The 16,183-nt window shown below is 63.1% G+C and carries 15 protein-coding genes; 8 read left to right on the top strand and 7 right to left on the bottom strand.

The window, feature by feature from the left end:
• Positions 1 to 12 precede the first annotated feature (12 nt).
• The 3 genes from GB927_RS03530 to GB927_RS03540 all read right to left on the bottom strand — a co-directional run bounded on the left by GB927_RS03530 (position 13) and on the right by GB927_RS03540 (position 1,342).
• On the bottom strand, positions 13 to 192 hold the full coding sequence (locus tag GB927_RS03530) for a helix-turn-helix domain-containing protein (RefSeq protein ID WP_256115192.1): 180 nt from the start codon (positions 190 to 192) through the stop codon (positions 13 to 15).
• A 110-nt stretch (positions 193 to 302) separates the two neighbouring features.
• Complete coding sequence (locus GB927_RS03535; RefSeq protein ID WP_256115193.1) at positions 303 to 737, bottom strand: GFA family protein; 435 nt, start codon at positions 735 to 737, stop codon at positions 303 to 305.
• 5 nt (positions 738 to 742) lie between these two features.
• Positions 743 to 1,342: a TetR/AcrR family transcriptional regulator gene (locus GB927_RS03540; protein WP_256115194.1), complete on the bottom strand. Its 600-nt coding sequence runs from the start codon at positions 1,340 to 1,342 to the stop codon at positions 743 to 745.
• A 126-nt stretch (positions 1,343 to 1,468) separates the two neighbouring features.
• On the opposite strand from GB927_RS03540, the gene GB927_RS03545 reads away from it, so the two are divergent.
• From GB927_RS03545 to GB927_RS03555, 3 genes are all read left to right on the top strand, one after another.
• A complete protein-coding gene (locus GB927_RS03545) occupies positions 1,469 to 2,230 on the top strand; it encodes an SDR family NAD(P)-dependent oxidoreductase (RefSeq protein ID WP_256115195.1) in 762 nt (253 codons plus the stop codon).
• A 61-nt stretch (positions 2,231 to 2,291) separates the two neighbouring features.
• Positions 2,292 to 3,257 carry an SDR family NAD(P)-dependent oxidoreductase gene (locus tag GB927_RS03550; protein ID WP_256115196.1) on the top strand — a complete coding sequence of 322 codons (966 nt, stop codon included), beginning with the start codon at positions 2,292 to 2,294 and terminating at the stop codon, positions 3,255 to 3,257.
• 374 nt (positions 3,258 to 3,631) lie between these two features.
• Positions 3,632 to 4,066 (top strand): pyridoxamine 5'-phosphate oxidase family protein, encoded by a 435-nt coding sequence (locus GB927_RS03555; RefSeq protein WP_256115197.1) that lies wholly within the window; start codon positions 3,632 to 3,634, stop codon positions 4,064 to 4,066.
• Positions 4,067 to 4,117: 51 nt separating this feature from the next.
• Here the strand turns inward: GB927_RS03555 and GB927_RS03560 are convergent, their stop codons facing one another.
• Positions 4,118 to 6,331: a caspase family protein gene (locus GB927_RS03560; RefSeq protein WP_256115198.1), complete on the bottom strand. Its 2,214-nt coding sequence runs from the start codon at positions 6,329 to 6,331 to the stop codon at positions 4,118 to 4,120.
• A gap of 147 nt (positions 6,332 to 6,478) precedes the next feature.
• On the opposite strand from GB927_RS03560, the gene GB927_RS03565 reads away from it, so the two are divergent.
• The 5 genes from GB927_RS03565 to GB927_RS03585 all read left to right on the top strand — a co-directional run bounded on the left by GB927_RS03565 (position 6,479) and on the right by GB927_RS03585 (position 12,918).
• Positions 6,479 to 7,105: a TetR/AcrR family transcriptional regulator gene (locus GB927_RS03565; protein WP_305110579.1), complete on the top strand. Its 627-nt coding sequence runs from the start codon at positions 6,479 to 6,481 to the stop codon at positions 7,103 to 7,105.
• 118 nt (positions 7,106 to 7,223) lie between these two features.
• Positions 7,224 to 8,990, top strand: coding sequence for a uracil-xanthine permease family protein (locus tag GB927_RS03570; protein WP_256115199.1), 1,767 nt, complete (start codon positions 7,224 to 7,226; stop codon positions 8,988 to 8,990).
• Positions 8,991 to 9,114: 124 nt separating this feature from the next.
• Positions 9,115 to 10,521, top strand: coding sequence for a caspase family protein (locus GB927_RS03575; RefSeq protein WP_256115201.1), 1,407 nt, complete (start codon positions 9,115 to 9,117; stop codon positions 10,519 to 10,521).
• Positions 10,522 to 10,543: 22 nt separating this feature from the next.
• The gene (locus GB927_RS03580) at positions 10,544 to 11,788 is read left to right on the top strand and encodes a lysozyme inhibitor LprI family protein (protein WP_256115202.1); all 1,245 of its coding nucleotides are present in this window, start codon (positions 10,544 to 10,546) and stop codon (positions 11,786 to 11,788) included.
• On the top strand, positions 11,785 to 12,918 hold the full coding sequence (locus GB927_RS03585; protein ID WP_256115203.1) for a lysozyme inhibitor LprI family protein: 1,134 nt from the start codon (positions 11,785 to 11,787) through the stop codon (positions 12,916 to 12,918). Before GB927_RS03580 ends, GB927_RS03585 begins: the two co-directional genes overlap by 4 nt.
• Before the next feature lie 6 nt (positions 12,919 to 12,924).
• Here GB927_RS03585 and GB927_RS03590 read toward each other — a convergent pair whose 3' ends face one another.
• From GB927_RS03590 to GB927_RS03600, 3 genes are read right to left on the bottom strand one after another with little or no spacing between them, the layout of a single operon-like run.
• Complete coding sequence (locus GB927_RS03590) at positions 12,925 to 14,241, bottom strand: M20 family metallopeptidase (protein WP_256115204.1); 1,317 nt, start codon at positions 14,239 to 14,241, stop codon at positions 12,925 to 12,927.
• Positions 14,242 to 14,244: 3 nt separating this feature from the next.
• Complete coding sequence (locus GB927_RS03595; protein ID WP_256115205.1) at positions 14,245 to 15,201, bottom strand: ABC transporter permease; 957 nt, start codon at positions 15,199 to 15,201, stop codon at positions 14,245 to 14,247.
• Positions 15,198 to 16,163, bottom strand: a complete 966-nt coding sequence (locus GB927_RS03600) for an ABC transporter permease (protein ID WP_256115206.1) — start codon at positions 16,161 to 16,163, stop codon at positions 15,198 to 15,200. The genes GB927_RS03595 and GB927_RS03600 overlap by 4 nt, the downstream gene beginning before the upstream one ends.
• Between the last annotated feature and the right edge of the window lie 20 nt (positions 16,164 to 16,183).

Genomic DNA, 16,183 nt, shown 5'->3' on the forward strand with positions numbered 1-16,183 from the left:
AACCTGGTCGGGCTAACGCCTCAGCGTGGCACGCAGGGTTGCCGCATCGTCGCTTGGCGTCAGGTTGACCAGGCGGCGGTAGTCGCGGTTAAGCTGTGAGATGCTTTCATAGCCCACATCATAGGCCACCGCCGTGATGGTATTGGCTCCGGAGAGACTGCGGCGTGCTTCCTGAAACTTCGGCGCCATCATCGGTGCTAGACATCCAAAAGCCGAAAGCATCATTTTGTAGTGATTGGCACATAAATTTTGAGAAGAGCCCAATCAACTAGTTGTGCACCGATCAACCCAGAAATAGGGCTTCAGTTTTCCTTGACGATGATGCCTTCGTCATATTGCGGCAGATCGTCCGTGATATCGAACCACGGCGCTTTGGAGCCGACAAACACATGGGCGCTTGGCCGTATGGATGGAGTGTCGACCAAGGTGCCCATCGCGACATGGGCAAACGCCCCGTTCCGTACGACGGCAAAGAGGAACGAGCCGCACGCCTTGCATCGTTCGTCATGCCAGCTACCGGCGTCGAAGATTTGAATCTTGTCCGCTCCATTCGTGATGTGCAGCTTGTCGCGCTCTATGCCGGCAAGGGGTTTGAATGCCGCGCCTGTCGCGCGCCGGCAGAGTGAGCAATGACAATTTACAGCGAAGACGAACGCGTCCGCGACCTCATAGGTCACGGATCCGCACTGGCATGACCCCGCGAGCTTGCGGATTTTGGCAGGCTCCTCGACGGGCATAGCGGTCATCCTTGCCGCGTGCCAGCGGCAGGCCAAGTGGAAAGCGCCTGCTCGGCGACGGCTTCCAGCACGTCGCGGCTGAAGCCGGCCTTGGCCTGCACGGCCATGCCGTGAAGCACAGCCATCAGGAAGGCCGCGAGGGCTTCCGGTTTGGCCGTCTCCGGCAAGTCGCCCTCGGCCTTTGCCCGTTCGAAGCGTTCTCGAAACTGCACTTCACCCGCCGCGCGAACGTCGATCAGTGCCTGCCGCACGGATTCCGCCTCGTCCGATACGGCCAGGGCGCCATTGATATTGAGGCAACCCGTATGGTTCGGATAGCGGGTGTTGAGGTCGGCGGCCCTGTAGAGCATGCGCTCAGCAACTTCACGCGATGTCTGGAGCTGAAGGGCATCCGGAATGTAGTCCAGATACCGCTCGTAGTAACGCTCCAGCGCTCGGCGGAAGAGCGCCTCCTTGTTGCCGAATGCGGAATAGAGGGCCGGCCTCTCCACGCCAGCAGCCTCCGTCAGGTCGGCATAGGACGCCCCCTCGTAGCCCTTGCGCCAGAACACGCAGAGGGCGGCATCGAGCACTTTTTCGACGTCAAATTCGCGATGGCGTCCCATCAGTTCAATCCGGCCTTTTTCATAACGAGCATTAATAAACCACTTGACAGCGATCGTCAATATTTCATACCAATCGTTATCGTAATGACTGTTACGTTAACAGTCCACTTCAGGAAGGAATATGTTTTGACGAAGATATTTGAAGGCAAGGTCGTGCTCATGACGGGTGGCTCGCGCGGGCTTGGTGCCGCCACGGCGGAAGCGTTTGCCCGTCAGGGGGCAGATGTTGCGATCACCTATGCGGCCTCTGCCGAAAAGGCCGAGGCTGTCGTGGAGGCACTCAAGGCGAAGGGTGTTCGCGCGATCGCGATCAAGAGCGACCAGGCTGACCTGTCCTCCGCCAGGCCGCTGATCGACAAGGTGATCGCCGAATTCGGCAAGCTCGACATCCTGGTCAACAATGCCGGCATCGCCACCCAGGGTCAGTTGGTGGACGATCCCAACCTCGACGATGAAAAGTACAATCGACAGTGGCAGGTCAACGTCCTGGGCTCGATTGCCAACACGCGCGCCGCCGCGCCCAGGCTGTCGGACGGTGGCCGGATCATCTTCATCGGCTCTCTCCTCGGCTCCTACGTACCCTTCAAGGGTGTCGCCGACTATGCCGGAACGAAGGCAGCGCTGATCGGATATGCCAAGGGCATCGCGCGCGACCTCGGCCCCCGCAATATTACGGTGAATGTTCTGCAGCCGGGCGCCATGCCCACGGACATGAACAAGGACGTGGCCGGGGAGCTTCCTCCCCTCGACGCCTTCCTGGACCTGCATCCGATCCGTCGCTTTGCAACCCTTGAAGAAGTGGCTGAGGCCGTCTGCTTCCTTGCCGGGCCCCATGCCGGCTACATCACCGGCGAGACGATAAACATGGCCGGCGGCCTTGGAATCTGAGCGTTCAAAGAGACACGCGAAGCAGATCCGAATTTTCACAAGCCCAATCGAAGGACAGGAAATGACTGAGAAATTTGGTGCAAAATCGACCGCCGACGAGGTGCTTTCCGGCGTCGACCTCAGGGGAAAGCGGTTCCTCGTGACGGGTGCATCGTCGGGCATCGGGCTGGAAACCGCCCGCTCGCTGGTATCCCATGGCGCCAGCGTCGTCGCCGCGGTCAGAGACCTCGCCAAGGCCGAGACGGCCACCGCCGCGGTTCGCGATGCCGCCTCGCAGGGCGGTGGCAGCCTGGAGCTGATCGCGCTCGATCTGGCATCCTTGCAAAGCGTTCGTGCCTGCGCGGACGCGCTGTTGGCGGACCGGCGGACGTTTGATGCCATCATCGCCAATGCCGGCGTCATGGCAACGCCGTTCGGCCATACGGTCGATGGCTTCGAAATCCAGTTCGGAACCAACCATCTTGGTCATTTCGCGCTGATCAATCGGATCGAGCCGCTGCTCGTCGATGACGGACGCCTGGTGGTGCTGTCGTCGCAGGCGCATCGCGTCGCCGATATCGATCTGGGCGATCCGAACTTCGCGCAACAGGCCTATGATCCTTTTGTCGCTTACGGACGGTCGAAGACGGCCAATGCCCTCTTCGCAGTGGAATTCGACAGACGGCATCGCGGTCGTGGCGTCCGCGCTGCCTCGGTGATGCCGGGCAACAGCCTGACGGATCTCCCCCGCAACTTCTCGCAGGAAGAGTTGGAGGGCCTTTTTGCGACCGTTGGCAAAGCCCGCGCCGATGCAGGCCTTGCACCGGCAGAGCTGAAGGAAATCGCGCAGGCGGCCGCAACCTCGGTCTGGGCGGCAGTCGTTGCCGACAAGGAGGAGATCGGCGGACACTATCTCGAAGATTGCGCGATCACGCCGATCAATGACACGCCCAATCCGTTTGCCGACGGTGTCAGGTCGTATGCGCTCGATGCCGAAAGGGCCAAACAGCTTTGGGCGAAAAGCGGAGAGTTGATCGGCGCTGCCTGATCGAAAGGGGTGGGATGACCAGGGCTTCCTTCGTTATCCCACCCCCACATATGTCGCAGGATATCGAAATGGTCGATATGTTCGTGGCACATCAATACCAATCCGGGCGTCGGCTGGCCCGCGAACAACGCCCGACCACCGGCCGGATCGTTGTAGATCACTAGACCGGACACGGTCAGGAAGAAGCTTGCATCCCCGATCGGTACGACGACGATCTCGCCGTTGTCCGTCCCGTATCTGTCACCCGCTTCCTCGGCCCACGTCTAAACACGGACGCGCGGTTCCCATCCTCACCACCCAAAGGAACTTTCGACGCCTCATCCCATTCCCTGTTTGATCCGTCTCATCCATTTTCCTTTGCGAAGGCTACCGCCATGTCATCGACAACACTTCCCGACATTGCCCGGAAACTGAAGAAGATCGATTTTTGCATGATGTCGACGCATGGCGCATCCGGTGCGATTACCAACCGGCCGATGAGCAACAATGGCGATGTCGACTATGACGGCGACTCCTGGTTCTTCTCCTTTGAGGATACGAACAAGGTCACCGATATCGCTCGCGATCCGCAGGTTTCCCTTTCCTTCACGGAACCGCCAAGCCTGCTCGGCAAACCCGGCATGTTCATTTCCATCGAGGGCGAAGCCCGCATCATCCGCGACAAGGCCGAAGTCGAACGGCACTGGGTGCCCGACCTCGAAAGATGGTTTGCGCAGGGAGCGGAAACGCCGGGACTGGTGCTGATCAATGTCCGGGGCACGCGCGTCCAGTATTGGGACGGAGAGGAAAACGGCACGATCCCGTTGTAAATGAAAACCGCTTAACCCGAGTTCAAAGACGGCGGAAGTTTCGCGTCCTAATTAACCTTTGCCAAAAACAGCCTGAATCGCTTCGATCGTCGAGGGGCCAAAGCGTCCGTCAACGTCACCGGAATAGACGCCTGCATTGCTCAACCGTTGCTGAAGCTCTTTTCGGAAAGAAAGTGACCATTCGCGGCTGTTCTCCTGCATCTGCTGCAGTGAGTCAGCATGCCCGAGGCGCAAAGCGGTTTCCATCCAGCGGCCGGCCTCGGCCGGCTCGGATTGTTCCAGCAGGGCCGCAAGGTTGTGGGCACCATAAGAGTTGTTTTTTTCGGCCGCCTTCAGATACCAGCGGAGCGCTTCCTTCTCGTCTTTCTTCACTGCCCGGCCGTTCTGGTAAAAGGTGCCGAGATTGTTCATCGCCTGGGCATCCCCGCCATCCGCAGCTTTTCGATACCATTCCAAAGCCTGCTTATCGTCACGCTTGACCCCGTGTGCCGCGTCGAATGCCCAGCCAATATTCGTCATCGCCCCAGCATGTCCCGTGTCGGCCGCTCGACGGAACCAGCGCATGGCTTCCGCATAATTCCTTTTGGTGGCACGGCCGTGCTCGTAGAACAGGCCGATATTGTTCATCGCCTGCGCATCCCCGCCAGCGGCAGCTTTTTGATACCAGCGCATGGCTTCCGTATCATCGCGCTCCACGCCGCGACCCATTTCATACGCCCAGCCGACATTGGTCATGGCCGGCGCGTGACCAGCCGCAGCCGCCTTCTCATACCAGGCTAGGGACTGTTTAAAGTCCTGCGCCGTTCCCAGACCGAGATCGAACAAATCGCCGATGTTCTGCATGGCAACGGGGATGCCCGCATCCGCCGACTTTCGATACCACTCCTGCGCCAAGGCAAAATCTTCCGGCACACCTTTGCCGTTGCGGTAGAACAGGCCGACATTGTTCATCGCCAGCCCGTTTCCAAGATCTGCCGATTTGCGGAACCAGCGCATGGCTTCAACATAGTCCTGCGCCGTGCCTTCGCCGTTCTCATAGAGGATCGCCAGGTTGCGCATGGCCTGGTGATTGCCGAGATCGGCAGCCTTGCGGTATTCCGCCAGGGCCTCGGCAAAGCGGCCGGCCTGGTCCAGGGAACGGCCGAGCTGGTAGAAGAACCGTTTCTCCTGCGGATTTTCACGCATCGCGTCCTGGCACGCTGGTATCGCGCGGGCAGAATCGATTTTGTAGAAATCGACGCCTTTGGTCGAGGCCAGCTTGAACGGGTCGTTTTCGGCGGCGGCCAAGCGGTCGCACTCCGTCTCGCCCGTCGCCTCCCGCACAGTAACGACGGGCGCAAGATCGGCCATGCGCTGCCGTGCGATATTGGCGAAGGCGCAGGTGGGGAACAGGCGGACGTGATCCTCAAACATCGCCTTGTTTTTACCTTCGCGGATTTCCGCCCAATGCGCAGCCGCATCCCGGCAGGGATCGTTGTTACCGACCGCTCCGGAAGCGTCCGGCGCAAAACCCTCGCCGAGCATGACGGTCTCGAACAGCGAGCCCGTCTTGAAGGGGCGCTGCTTGCCGCCCGTTGCATCGAACACATCCTTGGCAACTGCACGCAAGGCCGCCTCGATCTCCAGCCCGGGCGTGACGAGGTGGCGGGCCAGCGCCGTTGCGTAGGGGCTCATGGCGCCATCACCGTCCAGCGCCACTTCGCCCGGTCCCGTCGCGTAGCCGATCAGCATGTTGCTTTCCGCCGTATCGGCTCGTGCGAGACCGCGGGTGGGAATGCCCCGCGTGGAGAGACGCTTCATGGAGGTCAGGAACGGGTTGTCGCGACAGGCATCAAGCAGCACGAGCTTCAGCTTCGTTGCGCCGGCAAGCGCATGGAGAAGATCATCGAGCAGGATGGTCTCGTATTTGACATCCCGGTCCGAGGCGAGTTTCGCATCGACGGGAATGAGGAAGTTGTCTCCATTCACTTCGATGCCGTGGCCGGAATAATAGATGAGGCCAATATCGGCCCCCGCGACCTTCTGCTCAAACGTCGCCAATGCTGCGGACATCGCCGCGCGGCCGGCATTCTGCAGAACCGTCACGTCGAAGCCCGCGCCCTCGAACGTGGCCTTCATCGCGATGATGTCGTTCGGTGGATTTTTCAGCACTGTGGCCGGCGCGGCATAGGTGGCGTTGCCGATCAACAGGGCGGCCTTGCGCTCTGCAAACGCCGGCTGACCGAGAAGAACGGCAAGAAGCAGGATGGCGAGACGAAGCAGCATGGTCCCCTCACGCGACTTTCATGGCGCGGCAAATATGCCGCAACCGAAACGGGAGGGGAAGTTTGCCGGATGGACTTTTTGGCTGCGATATTTGGGGCGTTGCTTGCGCTTGGCGGAATTCTCCTACATACCTCCGGTAGGTTACTTATGGTATATACAGTGTCGAATACACCGACAGAAACGCCCGCTTCCGCGAAGCGCATAAGGCTCAGCCGGGAGGATCGCCTTCACCAGCTTCTGGACGTGGCATGGCGGCTCGTGCGCGAGGAAGGCACCGACGCGCTGACTTTGCCGCGCATGGCTGCGGAGGCTGGCGTTACCAAGCCGGTGATCTATGACCATTTCGGCACGCGAAATGGCCTGCTGACTGCGCTCTATCAGGATTTCGACCTGCGCCAGACAGCGGTGATCGATGCTGCGATCGAGGCCAGTGCTCCGACCTTGGAGGAGATTGCGAGGGTCATCGCCTCGTCTTATGTCGAATGCGTCCTGTCCCAGGGACGGGAGATTCCCGGTGTACTAGCAGGACTCACCGGGTCGCCCGAACTGGCGACCGTCAAGTGGGACTATCAATTGGCCTTCATCGAGAAGTGCCGAAAGATATTCGCGCCCTTCACAGGCTCCAAGGGCATTTCGCGTGCCGCTTTCTGGGCCATGCTCGGGGCGGCCGATGCCTTGTCCAATGCCGCCACGACAGGCGAGATCACGGCCGAACAGGCGCAGGCGGAGCTTTACGATACCATCATCGCGATGATCGCAAGAAGCCATCGCTGAAAGCAGCGGGTAGAACGCCCCTATATTGGGCGAGCTTGGTGGCCGTAAGACATTGTCAGCACACACCCTATCGGTGAATGTGACAACAATTGTTCTTTCCCATGCAAACAGAGAATTTATGTTTTCATCCGCATTCGACCTGAAAAACTTCAGGCTTCCTGCCGCACGCGCACGACGCAAACCTTCAGACATCGTCTATGCCAATTCCGATCCGCTGCCGCGCGGCGCGCTTCTGGCGCTGGCGGGCCAGCATGCGGTCATGGCCATCGCGCTGTCGACCTACGCGCTGGCCGCCGCCAAGCTCGGCGGATTGTCCGTGGCGGAGACCCAGACCTTTCTCACCTGCTCGATCCTGGGCATGGCGATTGCGACATTCCTGCAAGCGTGGGGCGGGCGCATCGGCGCGGGAGCGCTGATCGTGCATATCCCCGGCCCGATCATGGTGCCCTTCGTCGCCGTTGTGCTGCGAGATTACGGTGTCGGCGGCATGCTGATGCTGGGCCTCGCCACGGGCCTGCCGGCGATGGGGCTCAGCCGGCTCATCCCGCATCTGCGCGCGCTGTTTCCGCCGACGGTGCTCGGCGTCGTCGTCTGCATGGGCGGCTTGTCGCTCATTCAAGGGGCCGCGCGGCAGTCTCTGGGCATCAGCGAAAGCTTTCAGGTCGATCCGCTCAGCGCCCTGATCGCCGGCGTCACGCTGACGACGGTCGTGGTGCTGTCGGTGTGGGGCAGCAGCAAGATGAAGCTTTTCGGCCTCGCCGCCGGCATCGTCGCCGGCGTTGTCGTTGCCGCCCTGTGCGGACGGCTGACCGGGCTCGAATTGTTTGCCACCGCGCCGGTGCTCGCATTGCCCGTGCTTCCGGCGCCCGTCTTCAACTTCGATTTTGCCTTGCTCGCCGTCATCGTGGTCGTCGGCCTTCTTGGCCAATTCGACACCTTCGCCAGCACCGTCATCGTCGACCGCATGGACGACGCAGACTGGCACCGGCCGGACATGAAGACGGCCGGTGGCGGCGTGATGGCGAACGGCATCGGAAACGTGTTGTCGGGATTGCTGGGCGCCATGCCGACCGGTGCCTCCTCCGCCAATATCGGCTTGAGCCACGCCACCCGCTCGACCTCGCGCTGGATCGGCATTGTCGCGGCCGCGGCCATCGCCATCGTCGGCTTGCTGCCGCAAGCCACGCTGGCGCTGACGATCATTCCCACCCCGGTGATCGGCGCAATACAGGTCTACGCCGCCGCCTTCCTCATCGTCTCCGGCATCGAACTCGCCACGTCTCGCGCCATCGACAGCCGAAGCATCTTCATGATCGGGCTGTCGCTTTTCGTCGGCCTGACGGTCATGCTCATCCCTGAGCTTGCCGAAAGCGTTGCGGCTTCGGCCCGCCATTTCGTGGGCAGCGGCTTCGTCATGGCCGGCTTCGTGGCGATCGTGCTCAACCTGCTGTTTCGCATCGGCACGTCGATGGTGGCCCAGCGCGAGCTGGGTCAGGAGGCCGACCTCATCACCCCGGTCACCGAATTCGTCGAGGAACAGGGCGGCATATGGGCAGCGCGTCGTGATGTTGTCAGCCGCGCCGCACTGGCGGCCATCGAGGCCACGGAACTCATTGCGGCAGCCGGAGAGGACCGGCGGGCAACGGCTGTTCGCGCCCGGTTCGACGAGTTGAATTTCGACGTGGAGATCCTGCACAGCGGCCCGCCGCTGGTGCTCGCCGGCGTCGAGGCGCCGGAGATCGAGGACTGGCTCGAAGCGGACGACGACGCCGTGGCGCGCGCGATGGCGAACGTATCCGCGGTTCTCGTCCAACGCCTCGCCGATCGCACGAATGTCGGCACCCGGAACGGCCAGGCTTTCGTTTTGCTGCATTTCGATCACTAGGGCTGCAGCTTTCAGGGCTGCATCGATTGCCTCTTCGCACTTTTTCGGTTTCTATAAGCCGCCTGATGAGCGGACCAAGGTGGCGCGCCTGCGAACGAGGTGCGCGTAATGCGGAGCAGAAAGCATGCTGGGACGCCCCGAAAGACATGCAGGTCTCCACTTTTTCATCGCGCTATTCCTGCTTCTGATTGCCGGCGCATCGAACTCCAGAGCGCAGGTGTCCGCCTCGCATGGCACATTCGACGGCGTCGCCCTCGTTATCGGAAACGCCACCTACCAGTCGGCGAGCCGGCTCGCCAACCCGGCCAATGACGCCAAGGCGATGGCCGAAAAACTCGGCGGCCTCGGGTTTCGCCTGCACACGGCGATCGACCAGCCGAGGGACGCCTTACTGGAGACGATCCGCCGTTTTGCCGACGATCTTTCCAGCGCCGACGTGATCTTCGTCTTCTATGCCGGCCATGGCCTCCAGCTCGATGGCCGCAACTTCATCGTGCCGGTCGACCTCGCCCGCGACGGACGGCGGGACGACCTCATCGCGGTCGACACGATCCTCGCGGCCATCGAGGCGAAGGCAAAGCCGGATGCGGCCAAGATCATCGTGCTCGATGCCTGCCGCGACAACCCGTTCAGCGGCCTGGTGCACGGCGCCGGCGGATCGCGCGGCCTTGCCCGGATCGACCTGCCCAAGCCGGTGGCCGGGGCAGCGAGTGCCGGATATTTCCGCGTGGTGGCCTTCGCCACGGCGGCAGGCCAGGTTGCCTCCGATGGCCGGGGTGAGCATAGCCCCTACACCGACAGCCTGCTGCGCTTCATCGACCAGCCCGGGCTGGAAGTGTCGGAAATGTTCCGCCTTGCAGCTGGCGACGTGCTGGCCAGCACCAACGGCGTGCAGAAGCCCGAATATCTGGTGCAGACGAGCCGCACGCTGTTCTTCCTCCCACCGAGCATCACCGATTGCGACCGGCTTGCGGTCGATGCGCGCAATTTCGTCGGCCTCAAGGGCATCACCTTCGAGGATATCGACGCCGTGAAGGCCGTGCCCGCCTGCCTCGATGCGGTCGCTGGCGAACCGCAAAGCGCCCGGCTCCAGCACAATCTCGCCCGCGCCCTGGAAAAGGCCGAGCGCCTGACCGAGGCGCTGGAGCACTATCAGGCAGCCGCCGACAAGGGCCACCCGGCCGCCATCAACGCGCTCGGCATCATGTACCTCGCCGGATGCGGCATGGCGAAGCCGGATGTGGCCCACGCACTCCAGCTCATTTCACGCGCCCGCGATCTCGGCGATCTCGAAGCCGGCTCGACGCTCACTTCGCAGGACTTGCTGCCCTACCTCTCCGACAACGGAAAAACGGCGCTCACCCGGGCGCTGGCGCAGACAGGAATCAACGTCGCCAATGCCGAACAACTGCCCGATGCGGTCGGGGCCTTCCAGCAGCAGGCGCGGCTCAAGTCAGGCGGGCTGACGCTCGAAACGATCCACGCGCTCAAGATCTATGACGCCGTGCCGGCGGGGTTCCGATGCCATTGACGGTGTTTGAAGGGAGAGGAAAATGAAACGCCTTCTCATAGCCGCGCTGCTCGGAGCGCTCGCGGAACCGGCGGCGGCCGGCGGGATCGTCGAGAATTTTGAGACGCCGGCGGAATGCAAGGACACCGGCAACCTGAAAATCGAGGCCTGCCTGGCCGCCATGGGCGGCGGGCTGGACGGCGAGGTCGAAAGCCGGCTTGCCGCTGTGCTCGCTGCCTCGTCCGAACCGGACGCGGTGCGCGCCGCGCAGGAAGCCTGGCTCGCCTATCGCAAGGCGACGTGCGACTATTTCGCCGGTCAGGAGGGCATCGTCGGGGTCATCCAGGGCCTGCAATGCCTGCGCTGGACATCCTGGCAGCGGATGAAGGAGCTCGACGGGCTTCTCGGCATCGTACCGCCGGAAGAAGGCGAGGTGCAGGCGGAAGGCGGGCTCGAACCGGATTTCGACACGCTCGCAGACTCGCAATATTCGCCCCGCGCCTTCGGCTTCGGCGATTACACCTGGTACATCAAGAAGCGCTACGGCGCGACGCTGGTCGAGAAGGCACTGGCGGCGCGCGGCTTCGAGGCAGAGACCGCGAAGGCCATCGCCACCGACTGGGACGCCTGGCGATACCACCCGGAAAACGGGCAGCCCCTCATCGAGAGCGCACCGATAAGCGCCAGCGACGCCGACCTGCAAGCGCTCGCCGCCAGCTTCCCCGAATGCATGCGCGACCTCGGCAAGGCCGACTGCCGCATCAACTATTCCATAGAGCTCGGCTGCCGGCTGGACCCACCCGTCGCCAAGGCCTGCCAGAGCGTCTTCGATATCAAGCGCACTATTGCCGCCGGCTATCAGCACGATGGCCGCACGGCGTCGCTGTTCTCCAGCTTCCAGGCCCATTCGGTCTACGGCATGGCGGGCTGCATAGCGGAAGGCGGCAAGGGTGCGGGCCTTGCGGTCTTCGCGCCGGACAATGCGGAAACCGTCAGCAAGCTCACCTTCATCGCCCAGCCAGCGGGCGGCGATGCGCAGGTGAAGACGGTCGATATCGAGACACTGCCCGAGCGCGAAACCGCACTTTGCAGCAAACTCGTCGGCTGGACGTTCGACGAAAACAACAATGCGATCGGCTCGGGGGACACCGAACTCTACGCCCTCTCCGTGGAAAGCGCGTTCTCGCAATATCGCGAGGATGCCAGCGTCTCCGATCCGGCACGCGACCCGGACTATGCCGATCACCTGCAACGCGTCGTCAAAGCCCTTGAGGAGGCAGGCCTATGAGCCGTCTTGCAATCGGCCTGTTCGTCGCCATGGTCTCGATGGCTGCCCGTGCCCTCGCCCAGGAGGTATCTGACTGCGAAAAACACGCCTTGGCGCCGGAGCGGTGCGCGGCCTGGCGATCCGCGGCTCAAGCAGAAGCGCTCGCCCTCACCCTTCGCCAGCTCGATGCCCATGTCGCAGACCTCGCCGCCACCGGCAAGATCGCGCAAGAGAAGGCCGAGACACAACGCTCACAACTGGCCGCCTCGCAGGCCGCCTGGGAAACGTTCAGCGAGCGCCAATGCGCGCTTGCCGGCGCGAATCCCGCCGGCCCCGAGGCCTGCCGCCAGGCGATGGTCGAGGCGCGGCTCGACGAATTGCTGAATCCCGACGTTGCGGAAGCGGGCCTTGCAGACAAGAGCTGGTCCGAACGGCGGGTGCAGCAGAGCGCATTCCAGCGCGACGCATGGGTCATGCTGCGGCTTGGCGTGCCGCCGATGCGCACCGTTGCCGACCGGGTGGCGCTCGCCACCGGACCGCGCAAGGTGCAGGACTGGAGCTTCCGCAAGGATGTCAGCGACTTCCAGGCGAAGATCCGCCAGGTGAGCGGGTTCGGACCGCTGACGTCCGGCTTCATCGCCGCCGAATGGGACATGCTGCGCTACGACCCCGAGACCGGCACACGGCTGCACCAGTCGCCGGAAACGATCGAGGGCAGCCCCGCCGACAACAACTGGGACAAGAACGAGGCCGAAGCCTTCGCAGCGCGACTGCCGGCCTGCCTCAAGAACCTCGCCGACCCGCAATGCAACGTGCAATATTCGACCGAACTCGGCTGCCGCTACGACGCGGACATGGCGGCATTCTGCCAGGAAAAGCTCGATGGCCTTCGCGGCGTTTTCCAGTCCTTCTCCGCAACAAACCCGGAGCATCGCGACCGTTTCTACCAAGCCGTCGCCTGCCTGACACCCGCTCCCTTCGATGACGGCTTTTCGCAATCCTTCCTCACCGGCATGCACCAGCAAACATCAAACCCGTCAGGCGGCGAGAACAAGCTATGTTCGGAACTCGGCCTCACAGCGGATGGCGACGGCTGGTCGGCCCGCAATGTGCCGGTCTTCGGCACGGCGATGGATTTGGAAATCCGCTGAATTCCATCACCTGCACCAGCGTTCGACGGCGAGCGCTATGGCTTTCGTGCAGTCGACCAGGTCGCGCACGGAGACGCGCTCGTTGGGTTGATGCGACTGTGCCGGGTCGCCCGGCCCGAAATTGACCGTGGGCGTGTTGCCAAGCCCGCTCGGCAGGCCGATGTCGCTGTGGGCGCCAAAGCCCGAAAGGGCCGGAGACAGGTTTGCGGCTTTCACCGCCTCCTGGAACGTCTGCACGAAGGGATTGTCGGCCGGGATTTCCGCGCAATCGGCATCGAGGATCCATTCCACCCGCGCTGGGTGAAGGCGAAGATAGGGATCGGCCTGGCAGACGTTGAAGACGTGTTCCTCGATCTCCCGCTTGACGTTTCCGCCAAGGGCGAACTCGTCCTTCTCGCTCGGCAGATATTGGGCGTCGATGATGATTTCCGCCCGACCGGCCATGGAAGACGGGTGTTCGCCGGCGCTCACCTGCGTCACGATAATCTGGTTCGGCTGGTCCATCAGCGGATGGTTCTTCTTCGGATCGAACATCCAGCGGCGGTTGAGGATGTCGATGCCGTCGAGCATCTGCCGGCAGAGCTGAACGGCGTCGACCGGACCGCCCGAATACCAGGCATTCGGCGTCAGTTCCGCATGGCCGCCAATCCCGTCGATGATGATCTTGCCCCAAAGGATGCCGTGGCAGAGAGGGGCGATCTTGTTGGCAGTCGGTTCCGTCATAATGCCGGCATCGGCATGAAATCCGCGGTCGACCATGGCAAGCGAGCCCATGCCGCCGATCTCCTCATCCACCACGGTGGTGAAGACGATATCGCCGGAGAGCGGCACATCGAGGCCCTTCAGGATTTCGACTGCCATCAGCATGCAGGCGACGCCGCCCTTCATGTCGATTGTTCCGCGGCCATGCACAAAGCCGTCCTTCAGGACCGGCTTGAAGGGGTCGGTCGCCCAATGTTGGGCGGCACCCGGAGGCACCACGTCGATGTGGCCCGTCAGCATGATCGAGCGGCCGCCGCCGGTGCCTTTGAGGACGCCGCCGAGATTGGGCCGGCCTTCGAAGGTGCGGCCCTTGTTGGCGCCGGGGCGGCCCTGATACTTGGCGTAGAGGGCTGGGCCATCCGGATCCCACAGGTCGGTGGTGAAGCCCAGCGCTTCCAGCCGACCCTGGAGATAGAGCTGACAATCGCGCTCGCCGGGACCGGCCTCCTTCGGGTTCGATTTGACGATCGAGGGGAAGGCGACGAGAGCGCTCAGGGTTTCGACGATGCGGTCGGCCTGGGCCTCGACCCGCTCGGCGATGGTTTCTTCAAGGGACGCCATGAACTATCTCCAGTGTTGCGAAAGGCGATCGGCAAGGAGCACGAAAATCAGCAGGGTGCCGACGATACCCACCTGCCAGACCGTATTGACGTTGAGCTGCAGGAGCCCGGTCCTGAGCGTGACCAGAAGGATGACGGCCGCAAGCACGCCGCCGACCCCGCCCCGCCCGCCGGTAATCGCGATGCCGCCGAGCATGGCCGCCGTCAGCGATTCCAGTTCGAGGTTCTGGCCGATATTCGCCCGGGCGCTGCCGAGCCAAGCGACGGAGACGAGGGCCGCCGCCCCGCCCAGCGCGCCGCTTGCGGCATAGAGGATGAGACGCGCGCGATCGACCGGGATGCCGACGAGCCGCGCCGAGCGTTCGTTGAAGCCCATGGCGTAGATCCAGCGGCCCCAGGCGGTCCAGACGAGGACGATGCCGGTTATGGCGAAGGCCGGGAGGGCAATGGTCAGGAAGGTCAGCGGGATGCCAGCCAGCGTGCCGCGGCCCCAGCCGAGCAGCCATGTCGGCACGCCGGACTGCGCCGCCCCGCCCGTGAGCGCCAGCGCCAGCCCGGAATAGATGAAGAAGGTGCCGAGCGTCGCGATCAGCGGCAGCAGGGTGAGCTTCGTGACCAGGATGCCGTTCAAGGCGCCCAGAAACGTGCCAATGAGAATGCAGGCGGCCGGCAGCAGCACTGGCGGAAGGCCGAGCTTGACGAACAGCATGGCGACGATTGCCGACAGCGAAACAATGCCGCCGACCGAAAGGTCGATGCCGGCGCCGCCGGCCATGATGACCAGCGCCTGTCCGAGCGAGACGAGCGCCAGAATGGTGGAGAACTGGATGATCGACGTCATCGTGCCGAGGCTGAAGACCGAGGGCTTCAGCGCGAGCAGCATGACGAGCACGATAACCCAGAGAAGGGCGAGCAGGCTCAGCGTGAGGGCCGGACCTTGAAGCGTGCGAAGGCGGATCATTTGCGCACCCATCCGGTTTGCGGGAAGGACAGGCGGCCGGCGGCGACTTCGAGCATGAGCACGCCGATCAGCAGCCCGCCGGTGAGGACCGGTTGCCAGAGCGATGGCACGCCGACGAGGAGCAGGCCGTTTTGCAGGATGCGCAGCAGGAGCACGCCGAGCACGGTGCCGAGCAGGCTGCATTTGCCGCCGAGAATGCTCGTGCCGCCCAGCACCACCGCGGCAATCGCATCGAGCGCCAGCGTCGTGCCGATCGTCATTTCCACGTTGCGATAATTGGCGACGTAGAAGGTGGCAGCGAGCCCCGTTAGCGCGCCGCTGACGATGAAGGTGGCGAAGCGCACGCGCACGACCGGGATGCCGGAGAGGCGTGCCTTCTCCTCCGAATTGCCGATCGCCAGCAGGTGGAGGCCATAGGGCGTGCGCCGGAGCGCCAGCCAGACCGCCAGATAGGCGAGCGCGATCAGGAAGGCTGCGACCGGAATGCCCAGGAAGGTGGCTGCCAACACATCGGTGAGACCGGTCGGCAGGCCTGACAGCCATTGCCCGCCGAGCAGCACGAAGATCGCGGTGCGATAGACCCCCAGCAAGCCGAGCGTGCCGACAATGGCCGGCACGCGCCCGAGCACCACGACGGCCGCAGTCACGAGGCCGAGGCCAGCGCCGATGACCGGTCCCGCCAGCGCCGTGACACCGACCGGCAGGTCCGCACCGAGCGCACGCCCGACGCCGATTGCCGCCAGTCCCATGACGATGCCGACGGAAACGTCGATACCGCCCATGGCGAGAAGAAGGGTCATGCCGAGCCCCACCAGCAACAGTTCCACGCTGTTGCGCAGCAGGGTCGCGGCATTGCCCGACGTCGCGAAATAGGGCGATGCGACGGAGAAGACGATGATCGCCACGATACAGGCGGCCAATAGCGACCACTCCCGACCGTTCCTTGTCAAAACACCGTTCATCACCGGTCGCATCCTCCCTT

The sequence above is a fragment of the Shinella lacus genome (genome assembly GCF_010994755.1).
Lineage (GTDB): Bacteria > Pseudomonadota > Alphaproteobacteria > Rhizobiales > Rhizobiaceae > Shinella > Shinella lacus.

Excerpts from the sequence above, each read along its gene's own strand:
- GB927_RS03565 (WP_305110579.1), top strand. The coding sequence starts at position 6,479 with ATGGTATATACAGTGTCGAATACACCGACAGAAACGCCCGCTTCCGCG.
- GB927_RS03540 (WP_256115194.1), bottom strand. The coding sequence starts at position 1,342 with ATGGGACGCCATCGCGAATTTGACGTCGAAAAAGTGCTCGATGCCGCC.
- GB927_RS03575 (WP_256115201.1), top strand. The coding sequence starts at position 9,115 with ATGCTGGGACGCCCCGAAAGACATGCAGGTCTCCACTTTTTCATCGCG.
- GB927_RS03590 (WP_256115204.1), bottom strand. The coding sequence starts at position 14,241 with ATGGCGTCCCTTGAAGAAACCATCGCCGAGCGGGTCGAGGCCCAGGCC.
- GB927_RS03585 (WP_256115203.1), top strand. The coding sequence starts at position 11,785 with ATGAGCCGTCTTGCAATCGGCCTGTTCGTCGCCATGGTCTCGATGGCT.
- GB927_RS03535 (WP_256115193.1), bottom strand. The coding sequence starts at position 737 with ATGCCCGTCGAGGAGCCTGCCAAAATCCGCAAGCTCGCGGGGTCATGC.
- GB927_RS03530 (WP_256115192.1), bottom strand. The coding sequence starts at position 192 with ATGATGGCGCCGAAGTTTCAGGAAGCACGCCGCAGTCTCTCCGGAGCC.
- GB927_RS03570 (WP_256115199.1), top strand. The coding sequence starts at position 7,224 with ATGTTTTCATCCGCATTCGACCTGAAAAACTTCAGGCTTCCTGCCGCA.
- GB927_RS03580 (WP_256115202.1), top strand. The coding sequence starts at position 10,544 with ATGAAACGCCTTCTCATAGCCGCGCTGCTCGGAGCGCTCGCGGAACCG.
- GB927_RS03595 (WP_256115205.1), bottom strand. The coding sequence starts at position 15,201 with ATGATCCGCCTTCGCACGCTTCAAGGTCCGGCCCTCACGCTGAGCCTG.
- GB927_RS03560 (WP_256115198.1), bottom strand. The coding sequence starts at position 6,331 with ATGCTGCTTCGTCTCGCCATCCTGCTTCTTGCCGTTCTTCTCGGTCAG.
- GB927_RS03600 (WP_256115206.1), bottom strand. The coding sequence starts at position 16,163 with ATGAACGGTGTTTTGACAAGGAACGGTCGGGAGTGGTCGCTATTGGCC.
- GB927_RS03555 (WP_256115197.1), top strand. The coding sequence starts at position 3,632 with ATGTCATCGACAACACTTCCCGACATTGCCCGGAAACTGAAGAAGATC.
- GB927_RS03550 (WP_256115196.1), top strand. The coding sequence starts at position 2,292 with ATGACTGAGAAATTTGGTGCAAAATCGACCGCCGACGAGGTGCTTTCC.